This is a genomic window from Aquimarina besae (genome assembly GCF_042434905.1).
In the GTDB taxonomy this organism is placed as follows: domain Bacteria; phylum Bacteroidota; class Bacteroidia; order Flavobacteriales; family Flavobacteriaceae; genus Aquimarina.
Window position 1 is genome coordinate 3,115,133 of the sequence record NZ_CP170199.1, and the last position, 17,805, is coordinate 3,132,937.

Here is a 17,805-nt window from a genome sequence, read left to right on the forward strand (position 1 = left end):
TTTACATATTATATAAAAAATCCGCCGATCAGCGGATTTTTTGTTTAAATTTTCTTTCTATACGTTCTACGTTTTTTATGTTGATCATGTTCATAGTCACTCCATAATGCCTGAATGGCTTTGTTTTCTTCTAGTTCTGGATTGGTTTCTACCATTTCTATACCATTACGAATAAAAGTTTCGTTCATTTCCTTAAATATCAGTGCAGTAACTCCTTTGTTTTGATATTCTGGATCGACTCCAATAAGATAAAAAGCCGCAGTATCATTTCTTCTTTGTGCTTTGAGTATGTGTAGAAATTTTAAAGGATATATTTTACCATTCATCTTTTTCAAAGCTTTAGAAAATGAAGGCATAACAATGGAAAAGGCGATCAACTTTCCGTTTTTATCAGCAATACAGGTGATGTACTCAGGATTTAAATAAGGCAAATATTTTTTCTTGTACATTTCAATCTGATACTGCTGTATTGGTACAAATGTTTGTAAACTACTATACGTTTTGTTAAGTAGATCAAACATGTCCTCTGCATAGTTTAAGAGTTCTTTACTTTTTTTAAACTTAAGTAATTGAAGCTGATATCTTTCCTTAATTATTTTCGCAAACTTTATTACCTTTTCTTTGGTCTCTTTTGGAACTTTTATTTTGTACTCTACCCAGGTAGCTGCGTTCTCAAAACCCAGTTGTTCCATATGTTTTTGATAATACGGATAATTGTACCAAGTAATCATCGTATTGAGCTCCTCAAATCCTTTGATTAAAATTCCTGCTTTATCCATATTAGAAAAACCTACAGGCCCTTCCATATATTCTAAAGAATGTTGTTTACCAAATTCGGTAACTTTTTCTAATAGCGCTTTGGTCACTTCAATATCATCAACTACATCAAACCAACCAAAACGAACTTTTGGTTTTTGTTGTTCTTTTACTTCGATCCAATTTATAATAGCAGCAATTCTCCCTACGATCTTATTATTCTTGTAAGCCAAGAAATATTTGGCTACTGCATTTTTAAAAACGGGATTTTTTTTAGGATTCATTACATCCAGCTCTTCTTTGATGATAGAGGGAACGTAATAAGGGGAGTCTTTATATAATTCAAAAGGAAACTTAACAAATGTAGTCAAATCTGCTTTAGAGGTAATTTCTTTAATCGTAATCATACAACTTCGCTAGTTCATAACAAATATATGATCCTTTTATTAAACATTTTAATGGAAACGCTTCAATTTATGAATCAATCGATAACTTATTCGTATTAATCTTCAGGCAAATATTATATGAAAAAATACTCCACTGATCAAATGAATGATCAATGGAGTATAGGATACTTAACAAACAATAATTTTACTTATCATTCATACACACACAACTTTAGTATCCAGGATTTTTAGAAATGATACCTTCAAAAGCAAGTATTTCTGAAATTGGAATTGGAAATTCTTGATAATCAAGGTTAATGGTTTCTCTCATTTCTATATTTACAGTACTGTTTTCTAATTAGGTAAAACCATCGTGGTTCTTAAAAGGCCAATTCTAATCGTGTTTTGTCTGCAATATCTTATCTAAATTCTATTATTTGCGTAAGCATGCTTACCTAGATAATAATATGTTATTATTCTTTTTACTATACTTCGCTCTCTAACCTTAAGTGATAATAGAATAATGAAAGAGAATGGGGTTTACGATCCTTTTTATTTTTTTGGGATTAACATAGGCTTTGTTTTTAATTAATATTGCAAAAATTGTACAGGTCTTTAAAATGTATTTTTAAGCTCTCAGTGGCTTGGTCTGGATCTTTATTTTTTATGGCGTTTACAATCTGCTCGTGTTCTTTTATAAGATTTGAAAAATTATGCGTATCACAGATTTTATTGCTGACAAAGTTTGTAATGATTTCGGGAGTAATTACCAGCATTAGAGAATTAATCACACTATTGCAGCTTGCTTCTGCTACTTTAAGATGAAATAGTAAATCTTCGTCTACTGCATTTTGACCATTTATTGACTGTTCTATGTAAGCTTCGTGCGCCTGTTCTATTTGATATAGTTGTTTCTCGGTTCTGCGAACAGCCGCTAGTTTTACCGCTTTTGTTTCGAGTATTAATCTGGTTTCTACTAAAGATTTAAAATCGGGAGTTTGTAAATGTAGAATATTGACCAGCATAGAATTAAGAGCACCTACTCCAATTTTAGATACAAAAGTTCCGCTTTTTGGATATCTCTTTACGATCCCATAAAATTCTAATCGTTGGATAGCCAATCTCAAATGGCTTCTACTTGCATTAAATTTATCCGATAAAGTTCTTTCTGATGGTAGTTTATCTCCTGGCTCTAATTGTCGGTTAATAATTAGATCTCTAATTTTAGAAATTACTGTTTCAATTTCGTTTTTTGGAGATAGAGGATCGGTTTCTAGGTTAATTCTCATAATTCTAAATTGGTCAACCAAATTGGTTAACCAAATATAAGAGAATTATTTTAACCTATTCGTATTTAATGTTAAAAAATAAGTGAAATACAAAAAATAGATCTTGTTTAATTCGATATTCCTATTTTTTAGATTAGAAAATTATAATGGGTGTAGTTCAGAATTTCAACTAAAAAGGGCCGAGTATCTAGTACCCGGCCCTTTTTATGTAGACGTTTTTTTGGAAAGATTATCCCTCATTATTATCATCATTTTCATTTTCTTCTTTCTTCTTTTTCTCTTCTTCTTTTTTACGTTTTTCTTCTTCTTTTTTTCTTTTCTTTTCTTCTTTTAAACGTTTTTTCTCTTCTTTTTTTCTACGTTTTTCCTCTTCTTTTTTAGCTTTTTCCTGTTCTTTTTGAAGTTTTTCATACTCGGCATCAATGTCTTCTTCCTCTTCAGTTTCTTTCTTTTCTTCTTTTTCCTTGACATCTTCAGGTTCCAAATCTTTTTCCATTTCTTCAAGCTTTTTGAGCTCCTCATCGATCTTTTTTAACTCATCGTCTACACCTTCATCCTGTTCCATTTTATCGAGTTCAGCGTCTATGTCTTCAATCATTTTTTGCTTTTCTTTTTCAGCTTTGATTTTAGCTTTTTCCGCCTGCTTGGCAGCTTTTGCTTCACGCTTTAATCGTCTTCTTTCTTCTTTTCTAAATTTCTTATCGTCTTTTTTATCTTGTTTTTCTTTTTCTATTCGTTCGCGTTCCAGACGTTGTTCAGTCCTTCTCTTATCAAGATCCTCTTCCATAGCATCTCTGTGGGTTCCATCTTCGAATTCATTAATAAATGGAGTTTTTTCTAATTTCAAGCTATCGTTTTCGATTTCTTCAAACTCTTGATCGATTCGTAAGCTGTCACTTTCTTTTAGATTTAATTCTTCCTCATCTTCATCTTCTTTTTTAATACCACTCTCAAATCCAGGTTTCTCGATGATTTCATCTTTATAATGCCAGTCAAATCTGTAGGATGCACCAACACTTACCCTAAAAATAGAAGGAGTGTCCTTAAAATTAGTGGCAATATTGGCATCGATCTGTAGGTCATTATTAAACAAATAAGCTCCACCTAATCTTAATATATTATCACTGTAAAAATCACTTTTTTGTCCCTGATATTCTCCAAACACTGCCCATTTATCGTTGATGGTATGCGTACTGGTTATAATCCAGCCATAGGCAGGATTTTCTGTAGTGATTTTATCAACAATCAGGTTGGTAACAAGTACCCAACTACCGGCATTGCTTGTCCACCAATTATTTTGGGTCATTACGACAAACTTTGGACTAATAGTTTGATCCTCGGGAAAAGTAAATGGATTATCCGCATTTACGTAGTTCATGCCCACATACGCTGATACAGCAGGAATCAGGCTTTTCCATTTAAATCGATACCTTTCTTTCCAACTTTTTAATTCATCATAGTTGATTGAGTCCTTATCTTTAGGTTTTTTGTAAGGATCATAAATCAGATATTTAACTCCTATATTATTGAATTCAAAATCTGTTCTTCTTATTTTTTGTTCATTAGCTCCAACAGTTTGCTTAATTCCATCGCTCCTAAAACTACCATTAATGTTTATTTCTAATTGTTCAATAAGCAAACCGTATCGTACGGTATAGTCTAGATTAAAGGTGTTCGTTCTGGTGTCAAATAATTTATGTTTTTCCTTTCCGAAACCAAAACCACTTTCCAGTTGCAATACATTATTACCAACAGAAAAAGCACCTTGAGAGACTCCGGGTCTATTGGTATTGATTTTCTCTGTATATTGAGCAGATGCCATTAAGCCGAGTAGGAATAGGCTTATCAGCAATAGCATAGATTTAGGGCTCATATTTAATAGATTTGGTTCAAATATAGCAGATTTTATCATTTTTTTAGGATTGACTTCATGTAATTGTATAGAGAGTTCCCTATTTTTGAAAAAAAAATCTATGCAAGTGGCTTCTTTTTCAGGGGTATTAAAGGTTATTCTCATTCTGTTATTGATATATTATGGACTAAAGATACTAACGCGTTTATTTGGTCCTCTATTGCTTAGATATGTGACAAAGAAAGCTGGAGAAAAATTTCAACAACAATTTCAACAATACCAACAACCCCAATCTTCTGAACAAGATGACATTACTATAGATAAAAAGACCAAACAAAAATCTAGTAATAAAGATGTGGGAGAATACATCGATTTTGAGGAAATTGATTAATTTGGCGCTTTATTCGTAAATCGTCTCACACATGATGTCTTATCTAAAAAGATTCTTACCTCATTTATTGGTTGTTCTAGGTTTTATAATTGCTTCATTAGCTTTTTTTAATCCTGTACTTAGCGGGAAAATGTTGTATCAGAACGATATCAAATATTACGAGGGCATGGCTAAACAACAAAATGACTTTCGTGCTAAAAATGGAGAAGAAACGTTTTGGAACAATTCGGCTTATGGAGGTATGCCAACATATGCAATCGGAGCAAGGTTTCCTCACGATTATATGGACAAATTGGATCGCTTAATTCGATTCTTGCCAAGACCAGCAGATTATCTGTTTTTGTACCTTACTTCTTTTTATATTTTATTATTAGTAATGAGAATTCCCTGGAAAATGGCAATTCTTGGAGCATTGGCGTTTGGATTTTCTGCATATCTCATAATAATTATAGGAGTGGGGCATAATGCCAAAGCACACGCAATCGCTTATTTTCCTTTGGTAATATCCGGAATATTATTAGTTTTTCGGAAGCGGTATGTCTGGGGATTTATGCTTACCGCGTTGGCCATGGGATTAGAAATACAAGCGAATCATTATCAAATGACTTATTATTTAGGGTTATTGGTTTTTGTGATTGGAGTTGCTTATTTCATAGATGCTTTTAAAAGAAAAGAACTTCCGCATTTTTTGAAATCCTCGGCTATTTTAATGGTAGCTGCATTATTAGGTTTAGCAACAAATGCTACTACATTATTAGCTACATCAGAATATGCAGATACTAGTATACGAGGTGAAAATTTATTGGCAGATACCTCTGCAACGTCTTCAGAAAAGAATGGTTTAGATTATGAATATATTACTGAGTATAGCTATGGAATTTTAGAGTCTTTAAATCTCTTTATTCCTAAATTAATGGGATTAGGTAGAGCTTCTGACTTAGGTAAAGATTCTGCTTTTTATCAAAAATTAATTGAATTGGGGCAACCACCTGAACAGGCAGATTATTATGCAAATGTTACAGGATTATATTGGGGAGCACAACCTTTTGTAGAAGCACCTCCATATCTTGGTATTACGGTTGTATTTCTTGCTTTAATAGGGTTGTTATTAATAAAAGGTAGATTAAGATGGTGGCTTTTAGGTGGAATCATTTTATCTCTTGCATTAAGCTGGGGAAAGAATTTAGATTTTTTGACTCGATTCTTTGTAGAGTATGTTCCTTTGTATAATAAATTTAGAGCAGTTTCGAGCATTCAGGTTATATTAGAATTAGTGGTACCCATTGCTGCTGTGTTTGGACTATACCAATTGTTTAATGAGAAAACTTCATTTCAGGAGCGACAGAAGAAATTTTTAATATCTCTCGGGGTTTTCGGAGGGTTATGCCTTGTGTTTTGGTTATTCGGAGGAAGCTTGTTTAGTTTTAAATCACCTAATGATGTTCAATTAGCTATAGAACAACCCGCTATATTTGATGCCATCAAAGAAGATCGTATTGCGATCATGAAAAGCGATAGTCTCAGGTCGCTTATTTTTATATTGTTAATTGCAGGTGTACTCTGGTTAGCTTTAAAGAAAAAGCTCTCAGAAAATTTAATGATTGCTGGTGTTGGGCTGCTAATTCTTGTAGATTTGGTTTCAGTAGATCGTAGAAGCGTGGATAGCGATTCATTTATTTCTAAGAGGACGTATAAATCATATTTTCAGCCTACTGCGGTTGATCAGGAAATTTTAAAGGATAAGTCTTACTATAGAGTTTTGGATCAAGCAAGAGGATTCAATAACTCACACACGAACTATTTCTTCAATTCTGTAAATGGCTATTCGGCAGTTCGTCCGAGAAAGATGGAGGACATCTTTTTTGGTCACATTGCAAAAGGAAATTTGCAGGTTATCAATATGCTGAACATAAAATATGTGATTCAACAAAATGAAGAAAGACGTTTGGATGTGCAACAAAATCCTTCTGCAAATGGACCTGCTTGGTTTGTTGAAGAGTTGAAATTTGTGGATGATTATAAGGAAGAGTTTAAATCATTGGACGTTATTGACACGAAGAAAACAGCGGTAATAAGAAAAGCATTTAAAGAAGAACTTGAGAATTATAAACCGATTAAAGATAGTGTGTCTACCGTTTCTATCTCCAAAACAGACCCAGATCATCTTGCGTATAACGTGTACACAGAAAGTCCAGCGTTTCTTGTTTTTTCGGAAACGTACTATAAAAATGGATGGCAGGCTTACATCAATGGGGAACCAGAAAAGATTTACCCGGTTAACTATATGCTAAGAGGCTTAAAAGTTCCTCCTGGTAGGCATACGATAGAATTCAAATTTGAACCGCAGGTTGTAAAAACAGGAAGTGCAATTACTTTAGCAAGTTCAGTTATCTTTGGATTATTATTTTTGGGAGCGCTTTTTTTCGAGTTTAAAAAACGAAATGAAGTAATTTCAGAAGAGAACTCATAACGTATTTTGAAGGTTTTACTTATCACATATTATTGGCCACCAGCCGGTGGTCCCGGAGTACAACGATGGCTTAAGTTCGTTAAATACTTTAGAAATTTTGATATCGAACCTGTAGTATATGTTCCTGAAAACCCAACATACCCTTTGTATGATGAATCTTTACATTCTGATATTCCTAAAGATATAACGATTATCAAGCATCCTATTTTTGAACCTTATCGCTTTGCCGAAGTTTTTTCTAAAAAAGAATCCAAAATCATTAGTAAAGGTATTATTGCTAAAAAGGAAAAACAATCGCTTATTCAAAAAATTTTGCTGTATATAAGAGGAAATTTCTTCATTCCGGATGCCCGTAAATTTTGGGTTAAGCCCTCTATAAAGTTTCTTTCAAAGTATATTTCAGAAGATCAAATTGATGTCATAATTACAACTGGTCCACCACATAGTGTGCACTTGATAGGGATGGGGTTAAAAGAAAAAACAGGTGTTAAATGGCTAGCAGATTTTAGAGATCCCTGGACAACTATCGGATATCATCATCAATTAAAACTTTCAACATATTCAATTCGTAAACACAAACAGCTAGAAGAGGCCGTGCTTAATTTGGTAGACCAACTAGTAGTGACAAGTTATACAACGAAAAAGGAATTTGAGGAGATTACTGATAAACCAATTTCAGTAATAACTAATGGATATGACAGAGAGAACATTGGAACTGTATTACTAGATACAAAATTTACTATTTCTCATATTGGTTCTCTTTTATCAGGAAGAAATCCAGAAAAATTATGGCAAGTTTTGTACGATCTAACTCAGGAAAATAAAGAATTTGCAAATGTTTTTAGTTTACAATTGGTAGGAGCTGTTAGTGAAGATGTGAGATCTTCGATTATAGAAGCAGGATTATCAGATTTTTTGGACAGTAAAGGATATGTTTCGCATAAAGAAGCGATCGAGATTCAGCGTAGGTCACAAGTTTTGCTTTTAATAGAAATTGATAGTCCGGAAACTAAATGTATCATACCTGGTAAGTTATTTGAATATATGGTTTCTAAAAGGCCTATTTTAGCTATTGGACCTCGTGAAGCTGATATTTCAAAACTAATAAAAGATACTAATTCAGGTTGTTTTTTCGAATATGATGAGTATCATAAAATGAAAGAAATAGTACTGAATTATTTTTATAAATTCCGAGAAGGAAAATTAGTTGCAGAAACTAAAGGAATCCAAAAGTATAGTAGGAGAGAACTTACCAAAGAAATGTCTTTGTTACTTGAAAACTTAAAAAACAGAGCATAGACCAAAACAATGGGAATAGTAGTCAACCAATCCATAAAAAATGTGATCATTACCGTTCTCGGTTTTGGGATTGGCGCCATTAATACGTTGTTTTTATTTACTAAATTCTTGGAAGAAGAATATTACGGATTGGTATCTTATTTGCTTTCTGCATCTAATTTAATTTGGCCATTGATGGCTTTTGGTGTTCATAATACCTTAGTAAAATTTTTCTCTTCTTACATAAATAAAGATCAACAAAATAGATTTATGAGTATGATGCTGATTTTACCATTCTGTATAGCTTTATTTTTTGGAGTGATCGGATCTATATTATATGGCTATATTCTTGATTTTTTTAGTGAAGATAATATTATAGTAAAACCTTATGTATGGACTATCTACGTTTTGGCAGTAGCGCTGTCCTATTTTGAAATATTTTTTGCTTGGGCCAAAGTAAAACTGAAAAGTGTTTTTGGTAATATTTTAAAAGAATTATTTGTACGTACTTGTACAATGATTCTTTTATTTCTGGTCTATTTTGATATCCTAACAGTACAACAATTTATATATGCTATTGTGTTGGTATACATACTTAGATTAATTATTATGCTTTTGTACGCGCTCAACCTACACAGTTTTAGATTTAGTTTGTCATTACCAAATAATTATGTAGCTGTTTTTAAGTATTCAATGCTAATTCTATTAGCAGGTTCTGTTGCTACATTATTAATTGATCTTGATAAAACAATGATCGAGCGATATCTTCCTATTGAATATGTAGCAAAATATGGTATCTGTGCATACATTGCCAGTGTCATCATTATTCCTTCAAGAGCAATGCACCAAATAACATATCCATTAACTGCCAAATTAATTAATCAAAAAAATTTTGGACAACTAAAAGAATTATACAAAAAGAGTTCCTTGAACCTATTTGCTATTAGTGGTTTATTGTTCGTATTGATTATCTGTAATGTTCATCAACTTTTTAGATTAATTCCAGAGGAGTATGAGTTATTTATATGGGTTGTTCTGTTGATAGGGTGTGCCAAATTATTTGATAACCTTTTAGGCAACAATAATTCTATACTATTCAATTCTGATTATTACCGATTGATCTTATATATCGGTATCGGAATGGCGGTGCTTGCTTTTGTCCTAAATTGGATTTGTATTCCTGTTTTTGGAGTAGAGGGAGCCGCTATGGCAACATTTACTGCAGTATGTTGTTACAATCTCGCAAAAATAATGATCGTTCGTTCCAAATTTAAAATGCATCCATTTTCTAAAAATACTTTTTTGACAATACTTATAATAACCGGTTTTATTTTTGGGTTTTATTTTTGGGATTTTCAATTCCACCCAATTGTAAATATTGGCATTAAAAGTTTGATAATTGTAGTAAGTTATACTTTTTTGTTATACCTTCTAAAAGTATCAGAAGATATTAATTCAATTATAAAAAGAATGGTTAGCTATTAAATACCCGTTTCAAAATTATCAATACTTCGCTTATTTTTCTCCTCCCAATATGCTTCTAATCGATCTTCTCCCTGTTTTTCGGCCCAAGATTTTAGCTGAGTTCTTTCTTCTTTAAATTCCATGAAAGGCACGGCATATCCACAAGAGGTTTGCACGAGATCTATATCCATTTCAATGATTTGTCTGGATCCGCTCATTTTCTGAAAAAGATCAATATGTTGATGATATTCTAAATTTCTTTTATGGTATATTTTTGCGGATCCGTATAATCTTAGAATAAGAGGTTTATCTTCAAAGGAACAAAACATTATGGTCATTCTATTATTTTTTATAAGATGTGCAGCAGTTTCGTTCCCACTTCCGGTAAGATTAAGCCATATAATTTTTTTATCATTTAAAACTCTAAAGGTATCCATACCCTTTGGAGATATATTTACGGTACCTTCAGAAGCAGCAGTCCCAACAAAGAATATCTTTTGTTTTCTAATAAAATCAATTAATTCATTACTTAGCTCTTCTAATTTTTTGCCCATTTGTTGGTAATTGTATTATTAGATAAAGTTACTCAATATTGTTAAGGTCTTACCCAGATTATTTTCTGAAGTTCTTAAAAAATGAGCTAATGATATAATAAAAAAGAAAATCCCCCGAGGTGCCTAAGCATACGACTCTGGGGGATTTTCCAACTAACCAACCAAAAAAATAAATTCTTTCTATTATTAAATCTTAGCTTCTACTTCTAGCTGTACGTGATCTTGAATCGTTCGATCTTGCTTTTCTGTTAGAAGCGTTGCTTCTTTGTCTTTGTACTTTTGATCTAGTGCTTGTTCCTTTACTACTATATCGACTGTTGTTTGAACGTTTTGTTACATTTCCTGAACGATTATTTCCACTACTTCTGGTTGTTCTCGCTTTGTCACTAGTTCTAGCAGTACGATTTGTAACAGTATTTCTTTTTCTTTTAGATCTCTGAGTAGTATTAACTCTATTTCTCTGTTGTGTATTTCTAGGTTCTGATACTACTCTGTTTCTGTTTCTATCATTTCTTATGGACTGATTCCCTGTATCGCCATTTCTGGAAGAACGATTTGCTACCGTATTTCTACTTCTTTGAGTTGTTTCTACTCTGGTTCTAGTTTGCGTTCCTCTGTTAGTAGATCTTACTCGATCACGAGTATCGTTATTTCTAGTTACCGTGCGAGTTCTTGTACTATTTCTAGATACATTGTCATTTGATCTTGCTCTGTTGCTGTCTAAAGAAGTTGATCTACTTCTATTTACAGTTCTAAAATTACGATCATTTCTTTGGTACATCGCAGTTCTCCTGTCTCTGGTTCTGTAATCCAAGCTTCTTGCACGATTTACTCTATAACCTCTATTATAACTGGTTACTCTCTGATGAGGTCTATAATAGTTACGATTTCTGTATGGTTTAGCATAGTATCCATTATAGTAGTTGTTTCTGAATACACCGAAGGAACATCTGTAAGGATTATAAAATCTTCTATACGGTCTATCGAACACAATACATCTGCTAACCACAGGTACCGTAAAAAAAGCGTGAAATGGTCTATATACATAAAATCTGTTGTAGTCGTTGATAAAACCTGTACAGTTTATAAAATTACCAAATCTGTTATAGTTTACATATAATCCACCGACTCTAGACACTCTACCAAAACGGTTATAGTTAATATAGATATCTCCAGCCTGGCTAATTCTACCGTAGTAATCATAGAAGATGGGCACATTTTCTACCTGCACTACAGCACCGTAGTCGTCGTACTGAACGTAGGCATCATAATCGTAACCAGAATTGAAACTAATGTTTACTCCAGGTCGGTTGATATTTACACTAACACCACCTCTAGGTCTATCTACATAAAAATCAAATTGACCATCTGCGTATACAGAGAATTCAACTCCATTCTCGTTAAAGATGAAAGATTTACCATAGTTATAATATCGAGAAACAGTTTCTGTGTTTGTCTCAAAAGCATTAGCAGTAAAAGATGCTAACAATAAGCCTGTAAAAAGTAAAACAATATTTTTCATAATCTGTGATTTTAAAAGAAGTGTAAAAATTAGTTTTTATCACTCGTTATAATAGTATCAAGCAGTGTGCCAAAAATAAATTTATGGTATGCTTGGTAGGGTAGTAAAGAATTTAAAAAATCTTGATTAAATTATAATTAACTGTTTTTCAATAGTTTTGAGTGTGTTTTTTATTTTATTTTTTTTTAAAAGGAAAGTTAACCTATTGGAATGGTTGTCCACTAAGAAATAAATATTCATCTTAAAACTTTAAAACATGAAAAATTATTTCTTTACACTTAAATCCTTTGTGATTCTTTTTTTAGGATTGTTGGGGTATACAGGTTTTGCTCAATGCGCTGTAGGACAACCTAATATATCTGTCCAATCAGAAGCTATATCCTCCATGACGATTGTTGAGGGTGCTTCCGCAACATTAATATCGCCTGTATCCGGAAGTGCCTACCAATGGACACTAGATGGAATCGATATTAGTGGAGCGACTTCTATATCATTAACAGTAAACGATTTTAGTAGTTCTGATATTGGAGATTATAGTGTGGTTGTAGACGGCACTCCATTATTAAATTCAGTAAGTCTTGGTATTTTTTCTTCTAGTGCTAGTGATTATGATCTAGATCGGCAAGCCTTAGTTGATTTTTACAACGCTACTAATGGATCTTCTTGGACAAACAATGCAAATTGGTTGACAGGACCTATGGAAACGTGGTATGGTGTTAAAGTGGAAAATTGCAGAGTAACAGAGCTTCGTGTTTCTACGAATAATATATCTGGTACCCTGCCAGCTTCTTTTCAAAATCTTACAGAATTGAAAAGGTTAAGCATTAGAAATAACAATATTTCTGGTGTTTTGGATATCACTAGGATGACATCCTTAATCGATCTGGTGGCATCTGGCAATAATTTAACAGATATCAGTTTTGGGAACAATGAACAATTACAACGAATACATATTCAGGATAATGATTTTACACCAGGCAAAACAATCGATCTTTCAGAGATGAGAGAATTGACTGATTTTAGAGCGGCAAGATTACAATTGGGCGGTGTAACGGTCGCTGGTGATTATGACAATTTGTTGTATTTTATTATTTCGGATAATCAGATTTCAGGAACACTTGATATAGCTAATATGCCCAACTTAAAACTATGTAATGCTAGAGATAATCAATTTACGGACTTTAATCTAGGAACTGGAGCCGAATTACAACGCTTTTATTTTTATAATAACCCGGTAGCCTCAGGAAAGACTATGGATATTTCCGGAATGAGAAAGTTAATTGATTTAAGGGTTCAAGGATTAGATCTAGGAGGTCTGATTGTTTCTGGTACATATAGTGAGTTGCTTTATTTGATAATCCCAGAAAATCAGATTTCAGGGTCCTTAGACATATCTAATATGCCCAACCTAAAGCTATGTAATGCAAGAGATAATCAATTTACCGATTTTAATCTTGGAACTAATGGTGAATTGCAACGTTTCTATTTGTATAATAATCCAATAACTCCGGGTCGGACAATGGACATTTCCGGAATGCGAAAACTAGTTGATTTCAGGGTACAAGGATTAGACTTAGGAGGGTTAATCGTTTCTGGAACGTATAATGACTTACTTTATTTGATCATCCCAGAAAACCAAATTTCAGGAACCTTAGATATATCAAATATGCCAAACCTTAGACAATGTAACGCACGAGATAATCAATTTACCGATTTTAAATTTGGCAGTAATCCAGAGTTAAGTAGGCTATATTTTTATAATAATCCAATGATGCCAGGCAAAACCATGGATATTTCAGAAATGAGAAAACTACTGGATTTTAGAGTTCAAGGATTAGGATTGAGCGAGTTGATAATGTCTGGAGCTTATAATGAAATGCTATATTTCATAATTTCAGATAATCAATTTGAAGGAACATTGGATCTAAGCAATATGCCAAATCTTAGCGTATGTAATGCAAGAGATAACTTTTTTGACGATTTAGCTTTACCTTCCAATATTTTTGGTGCTGATAGAACATTAAATAATCTAAATGTAAGTAATAACAACTTACACTTTGATGATCTTCTTCCTTATAATGGTGTATTTGATGCTTTTAATTTTGACTATAATCCTCAGCGGGATGTGCCTACAGAATTATCCGTTGATAATTTGGTTTCAGTGAATGTTGGGGGTGTTGATAATGTATATAACTGGTCACCTTCTGGACCCAATGCAGATTCTTTTTTAGTTGAAAGTGATGGAGTTTATTCTTGTAATGTAACTAACAATACTGGGGGAGCAACGGGTCTTGGTGTTCCTGGACTAACTATACGTAGTATTCCTAGATCGGTAATGGTTACTTCATCTAGATCTGTAAGCAGCTCATCTTTAGTTGAAAAAGAAGTTGATCGTAATGAAAAGCTAAACGTTTACCCAAATCCTATTCAAAAAAGCGCACCAATTTTTACAGATATTACTTTAAATGATGATGCATCAATTCGATTTGTTTTATATACTATGAATGGTCAAAAAGTTAAAGAGTTTACGTTTGAAGGAAAACAAGGTTATAATACATTTCAATTAAATTCGGAAGGTTTATCTTCCGGACAATATGTTTTGACTTCAAAGTCTGGAGTAAACAAAATATCTAAATTACTTATTATAAAATAAATATCTAAAAATATAAATACAAGGGGGTTTCCAAACAAACGCCCTTGTATTCTTTATAAACTAATTAGGAAATAAACTTTTATCGATATTCGGAATGACTTTTAATGCATTTTTGTAGTACAGTTTTCTTAAGACTTCATCATCCAGATCTAATCCATACATTTTCCAAAATGCGTGGTATCTTTTATAATAAGGAAAATATTCATCATCAGATTCTAATACTCTAAAATAGGTGTAGTATTCTTCAGGTTTCCAGGAATCCTTACCAAACATCACCCTATCCTGATATTTTGTGAGAAAGGCTTTTGCATTACGAGGTTGTCTTCCTAGTTCTGCTATTACTGCTCCAATTTCGGAATACATATTTGGTATTTCGTCCATTAATTTAGAAAGTTCTGCCAGATTATTGCCGTACCATCCTAGATGGGCATTAATAAACTTTGTATTTTTATGCTTTCTGAATATATTGTGTTGTTCTTGTATGATAGTTTCCCAGGAACCTGTTACGTTAGCTTCTCTTTTTCTTCTGGAGCGTAATTTTAGTTCTAGCCATCGTTCGTTCTGATTATCGTGAGCATCCCAAAACGGTTTCGGGTCAGCAGCGTGAATCAAAACCGGGATTCCTAATTCACCGCATTTTTCCCATACCGGTCCAATACGAGGGTCATCAATTTTGATACGGTTACCTTTACTGTCTTTATTATCCATGCCCTGGCTTTTATAAATTTTTAAACCATTGGCACCAGCGGCGACATCATTCTCTAATTGGAATACCGTTCTTGAAGTCCAGTCTGGATCATCAATTCCTTCTAAACTAATATTGGTAAAGACGATAAAACGATTTGGGGCGTTGGTTTTTACATTTTCCAGAGCTCCTTTTAAATGTTCATCAGAACCTCTACCTCGTCCTGATAAATTAACCATCACTGCCATGTTCAATTTGTCCATTTCGGCTACAAGTTCATTCAAATCCTGAGTTGGCATTCTGAATTGGTGATTATGTACATCAATAAATGGGAATTTTGCTTTCTTAATGATAGTTTCGGGTACAACTAAGGTAGAAGGTGGATCATAATCTTCAAATTGCATTTTTTGGGATGCAGCTTCATTTATTACTAAAGTAAAAAGAAGAAATAGAGAGATTTTCAGGAATTTCATAAATACAAGGAATTTAATAATACCTGTATAAATATAAAATAATCATTGACTCCAAAAGAAAGCTTAACATTTTTAGTTAAAAAAAAGAAAGCCCGCTGCTAACATAACAACGGGCTTTCGAACAACTAACCAACTAACTAATTTATACTAATCATCATCTCGCTGACTATGTTTTTTATTTCTTTTTCTGTTTTTATAATGATACCGATCTTCGTTGTGATCTAATTGATCATACTGATTCGATCTTCTGTTAAAATTGTAATATGGATCATGGGTTATACTACATCCATTCATTCCACAATAACCACAACCTGTGTAATGGATATTACCTTCAATATGTCTGATTCTGCCTCGTTTTCCGTAGTGGATATGTAATCCACCAACCTGAGCTAATTTTCCTCTTCTGTTATATCTCATTAAGACAGAACCAATTCTTCTTACTTGATCAAATCTGTTATATCCTATTGTGGTAAGGCCTACACGTTTCAATCGTCCGTAGTAATCGTATCTTACTGTAAAGCGATTGCTATATCTGTATCCTCTGGTTCTTCCCGGAGCGTTATAGTTTCTTGATTTCCAATCCAAATGATCATAATTTCTTCGTCTTGGACGTTTAAAATCAATCTCTCCATTAGGATATACAAAGAATGTTACACCTCCTTCAACAAATACAATTGGTTGTGCGTAACGATAGCGTTTTGTAACCCTATCAACTTGATCCGACAGTTTTTGATCAGCCGCTTGTGCAGTTGTTCCAACTAGTAACATTGCTGCGATAAAAAGTATCATTTTTTTCATAACTAAAATGTTTTGGGTTTTTACCTACTCATTAGCTTTTCGGTTTCCGCTATTTGATTAGATAGTAACCAAATGGTGTGCCAAAAATTTTTAAGCCACAATGAAATGGATAACAAAAAATGTGTAATTTATTGTTTTTTAGTTGGTTAAAAATTTTTTAGAATACGCTCTTTCTTTGTAATCTCTTTGTGTAAAATCATAAATTATGGTTCCGTTTTGATCAATTACATACATTACAGATATTAGTAACTGACCGTTTTGGTTCTCATTACTTTTAAGTAAGTCAATTCCAAATCCTGTATAAACTTGTGTTACGTCTTTTAGGATTGTAAGCGTTATGTTGAATTATTGCGCCACCTTATTACTTGATCTGAACAAATTTTAAAATGTAGATTTTATTTTGGATGTTGTAGGCGAATTATCCGGTTTTTACATACTTATAGCTACAAGATTTTCTGCCACTTGTTCTAATTGATCTGATTATCGTAGTACTACTTGTAATTCTAGAATAGGCTATAAACATTTACGAACACTACTATAAGAAAGCATAGCTGTTTACCTTATTAATTTCTTATAATAAAATGTCAACTTCTGCTTTGTTTGGTAGTATGATTTTCGAAACGTCATCTCTTGTATATAATGCTCGTACGGTAAGATGGCTTTCCCAAAGTATGGTAACAACACTATTTGATGTTTTAGAAAGGATTTCAGAATATTTCTTGGAAGATGGCGCGGTTCATATAAATAGATTGTTCTCTAATTGATGTAAAGATTTCTTTTTGCATTGTATAAAAGTCGTTATTTGTACTAATCAAATAAACTTTACTTAAGAAGCACTTATATAATTAATAAGAACTGTTATTACCCAAACTATTTATCTAAGGTTTGTATTGAAGTTTTTTTATCATTTTGGTGGTCATAGGATCGGCATAAACACCATAAGCATCCACTAATAGGCCTTTTAGATTATATTTGTCTGATGATATTGCAAACAATATAGAAGAATCATCCGGACTGGTATACCCTTCAAACCTATGCATTTCATCAACTTCAAATTCTTCTGCCAGTATTTCGTAATTTAAAGCTTTACATTCGATACAATTGCTTTTAACGTTTAGATCTTGATCGTAGCCTTTTTCTTGTAAGTCGGCGATAGCTTGCGATAGCGTGTCGTAATTCTCGGTCATCTTTATTTGTTTTTTTAAAATTACCTATTTCAAGTTTGCTATTCCAA

General features: G+C 32.8%; 13 protein-coding genes. 5 read left to right on the top strand and 8 right to left on the bottom strand.

From position 1 onward, the window contains the following. Positions 1-44 precede the first annotated feature (44 nt). The 3 genes from ACE94K_RS13630 to ACE94K_RS13640 all read right to left on the bottom strand — a co-directional run bounded on the left by ACE94K_RS13630 (position 45) and on the right by ACE94K_RS13640 (position 4,304). Positions 45-1,163 carry a GTP cyclohydrolase gene (locus ACE94K_RS13630; RefSeq protein ID WP_378173185.1) on the bottom strand — a complete coding sequence of 373 codons (1,119 nt, stop codon included), beginning with the start codon at positions 1,161-1,163 and terminating at the stop codon, positions 45-47. Positions 1,164-1,726: 563 nt separating this feature from the next. Then, positions 1,727-2,431 carry a FadR/GntR family transcriptional regulator gene (locus tag ACE94K_RS13635; protein WP_378173188.1) on the bottom strand — a complete coding sequence of 235 codons (705 nt, stop codon included), beginning with the start codon at positions 2,429-2,431 and terminating at the stop codon, positions 1,727-1,729. Between the two features lie 229 nt (positions 2,432-2,660). After that, positions 2,661-4,304 (bottom strand): transporter, encoded by a 1,644-nt coding sequence (locus ACE94K_RS13640; protein ID WP_378173191.1) that lies wholly within the window; start codon positions 4,302-4,304, stop codon positions 2,661-2,663. A gap of 85 nt (positions 4,305-4,389) precedes the next feature. On the opposite strand from ACE94K_RS13640, the gene ACE94K_RS13645 reads away from it, so the two are divergent. From ACE94K_RS13645 to ACE94K_RS13660, 4 genes are read left to right on the top strand one after another with little or no spacing between them, the layout of a single operon-like run. After that, entirely contained in the window at positions 4,390-4,674 is a 285-nt protein-coding gene (locus tag ACE94K_RS13645; protein ID WP_378173194.1) for a DUF4834 family protein, read from the top strand. A gap of 31 nt (positions 4,675-4,705) precedes the next feature. Then, entirely contained in the window at positions 4,706-7,144 is a 2,439-nt protein-coding gene (locus ACE94K_RS13650) for a YfhO family protein (RefSeq protein WP_378173197.1), read from the top strand. Between the two features lie 3 nt (positions 7,145-7,147). Further along, positions 7,148-8,443 (top strand): glycosyltransferase family 4 protein, encoded by a 1,296-nt coding sequence (locus ACE94K_RS13655; RefSeq protein ID WP_378184286.1) that lies wholly within the window; start codon positions 7,148-7,150, stop codon positions 8,441-8,443. A gap of 9 nt (positions 8,444-8,452) precedes the next feature. Further along, positions 8,453-9,907: a polysaccharide biosynthesis C-terminal domain-containing protein gene (locus tag ACE94K_RS13660; RefSeq protein WP_378173200.1), complete on the top strand. Its 1,455-nt coding sequence runs from the start codon at positions 8,453-8,455 to the stop codon at positions 9,905-9,907. Here the strand turns inward: ACE94K_RS13660 and ACE94K_RS13665 are convergent. Further along, on the bottom strand, positions 9,904-10,440 hold the full coding sequence (locus ACE94K_RS13665) for a pyridoxamine 5'-phosphate oxidase family protein (RefSeq protein ID WP_378173202.1): 537 nt from the start codon (positions 10,438-10,440) through the stop codon (positions 9,904-9,906). The genes ACE94K_RS13660 and ACE94K_RS13665 overlap by 4 nt on opposite strands. A 193-nt stretch (positions 10,441-10,633) precedes the next feature. After that, a complete protein-coding gene (locus ACE94K_RS13670; RefSeq protein WP_378173205.1) occupies positions 10,634-11,962 on the bottom strand; it encodes a hypothetical protein in 1,329 nt (442 codons plus the stop codon). 256 nt (positions 11,963-12,218) lie between these two features. On the opposite strand from ACE94K_RS13670, the gene ACE94K_RS13675 reads away from it, so the two are divergent. Beyond that, a complete protein-coding gene (locus ACE94K_RS13675; RefSeq protein ID WP_378173208.1) occupies positions 12,219-14,615 on the top strand; it encodes a T9SS type A sorting domain-containing protein in 2,397 nt (798 codons plus the stop codon). Between the two features lie 60 nt (positions 14,616-14,675). On the opposite strand, the gene ACE94K_RS13680 is transcribed toward ACE94K_RS13675, so the two are convergent. From ACE94K_RS13680 to ACE94K_RS13690, 3 genes are all read right to left on the bottom strand, one after another. Continuing rightward, a complete protein-coding gene (locus tag ACE94K_RS13680; protein ID WP_378173210.1) occupies positions 14,676-15,773 on the bottom strand; it encodes an amidohydrolase family protein in 1,098 nt (365 codons plus the stop codon). 147 nt (positions 15,774-15,920) lie between these two features. Next, positions 15,921-16,571 carry a hypothetical protein gene (locus ACE94K_RS13685; protein WP_378173213.1) on the bottom strand — a complete coding sequence of 217 codons (651 nt, stop codon included), beginning with the start codon at positions 16,569-16,571 and terminating at the stop codon, positions 15,921-15,923. An 878-nt stretch (positions 16,572-17,449) separates the two neighbouring features. Further along, the gene (locus tag ACE94K_RS13690; protein WP_378173215.1) at positions 17,450-17,758 is read right to left on the bottom strand and encodes a phosphoribosylpyrophosphate synthetase; all 309 of its coding nucleotides are present in this window, start codon (positions 17,756-17,758) and stop codon (positions 17,450-17,452) included. Between the last annotated feature and the right edge of the window lie 47 nt (positions 17,759-17,805).

Coding starts and splice junctions, on each gene's coding strand:
- ACE94K_RS13630 (WP_378173185.1), bottom strand. CDS start 1,163: ATGATTACGATTAAAGAAATTACCTCTAAAGCAGATTTGACTACATTT.
- ACE94K_RS13635 (WP_378173188.1), bottom strand. CDS start 2,431: ATGAGAATTAACCTAGAAACCGATCCTCTATCTCCAAAAAACGAAATT.
- ACE94K_RS13640 (WP_378173191.1), bottom strand. CDS start 4,304: ATGAGCCCTAAATCTATGCTATTGCTGATAAGCCTATTCCTACTCGGC.
- ACE94K_RS13650 (WP_378173197.1), top strand. CDS start 4,706: ATGATGTCTTATCTAAAAAGATTCTTACCTCATTTATTGGTTGTTCTA.
- ACE94K_RS13660 (WP_378173200.1), top strand. CDS start 8,453: ATGGGAATAGTAGTCAACCAATCCATAAAAAATGTGATCATTACCGTT.
- ACE94K_RS13665 (WP_378173202.1), bottom strand. CDS start 10,440: ATGGGCAAAAAATTAGAAGAGCTAAGTAATGAATTAATTGATTTTATT.
- ACE94K_RS13670 (WP_378173205.1), bottom strand. CDS start 11,962: ATGAAAAATATTGTTTTACTTTTTACAGGCTTATTGTTAGCATCTTTT.
- ACE94K_RS13675 (WP_378173208.1), top strand. CDS start 12,219: ATGAAAAATTATTTCTTTACACTTAAATCCTTTGTGATTCTTTTTTTA.
- ACE94K_RS13680 (WP_378173210.1), bottom strand. CDS start 15,773: ATGAAATTCCTGAAAATCTCTCTATTTCTTCTTTTTACTTTAGTAATA.
- ACE94K_RS13685 (WP_378173213.1), bottom strand. CDS start 16,571: ATGAAAAAAATGATACTTTTTATCGCAGCAATGTTACTAGTTGGAACA.
- ACE94K_RS13690 (WP_378173215.1), bottom strand. CDS start 17,758: ATGACCGAGAATTACGACACGCTATCGCAAGCTATCGCCGACTTACAA.